The 934-nt window shown below is 62.0% G+C and carries 2 protein-coding genes; one reads left to right on the forward strand and one right to left on the reverse strand.

Annotation, left to right across the window (positions count from 1 at the left end):
• The coding region (locus PG892_RS22710) for a LysR family transcriptional regulator (protein WP_333563695.1) at window positions 1–224 on the reverse strand (224 nt) is incomplete at its 3' end.
• A gap of 144 nt (window positions 225–368) precedes the next feature.
• On the opposite strand from PG892_RS22710, the gene PG892_RS22715 reads away from it, so the two are divergent.
• Window positions 369–934: alpha/beta hydrolase family protein (locus tag PG892_RS22715; protein ID WP_270825921.1), on the forward strand; the 566-nt coding region annotated here is incomplete at its 3' end.

Genomic DNA, 934 nt, shown 5'->3' on the forward strand with positions numbered 1-934 from the left:
AGCGGCCCGCCAAGCTCATCTTCCAAGCGGCGGATCGCGCGGGTCAGACTTGGCTGTGACACACCGCTCAAGCGAGCGGCCGCTGTGAAATTCAGCGTCTCGGCCAAGTTGATGAAATAGCTGACTTGATTGAGTTCCATAGTCCTTTGGCCCACGCGCCTGACTGATACCTCTTCCGTGAGACCGCCTTTGGAAAGCAGGTCGCAGAAGTATGCTTGGCGCATATAATCATGGTATAGGGGCTTGTCTATATGCGCCAGACATATAAATGATAGCCTGAGATGACGATTACCGGTTGGCGGTGCGCTCCGCTCAGCTCCGTCGAAGGTTCTGAGAGCGCAACCGCCAAGCCGCGTGCTGGAGGTTTGATGGACATGGCAGGAAGATCATTTACGTTTGTCAGTGGGGCTGGCTCTCCGCTGTCCGGGCACCTCGAACCGCCGGAAGGGACGCCGCGGGGCTGGGCGATCTTCGCCCACTGCTTCACGTGCGGGAAAGACAGTCGCGCCGCTGTTCACATCTCGCGCGCGCTGTCGCGTGCGGGCATCGGGGTCTTGAGGTTCGATTTCGCCGGGACCGGGATCGGCGGTGGGACGGGAGAACCTGTGAACTTCGCGTCGGACGTCGAGGACCTTCGGGCCGCCGCAAATGCGATGGCGGCGGCGGGCATGTCACCGTCCCTCCTCGTCGGGCACAGCCTGGGTGGCACCGCTGCGATCGTAGCCGCCGCCGACATGCCTGATATTGCGGCGGTAGCGACGATTGGTGCGCCGGCCGACCTTCAGCATATCTTGCGCCTCTTCGGACCGAATGATCTGGACACCATCGCGAGCGAGGGCGAGGCCTCGGTGGAGATTGCCGGTAGGCCCTTCCTCATTCGCCGAGGGTTCCTTGAGGCGGTTGAGGGGATCGACGTCGAGAAGGCCATTGCCTC

It is taken from the genome of Aeromonas sp. QDB68 (genome assembly GCF_027707405.1).
Taxonomy (GTDB): Bacteria; Pseudomonadota; Gammaproteobacteria; order Enterobacterales; family Aeromonadaceae; genus Aeromonas; species Aeromonas caviae.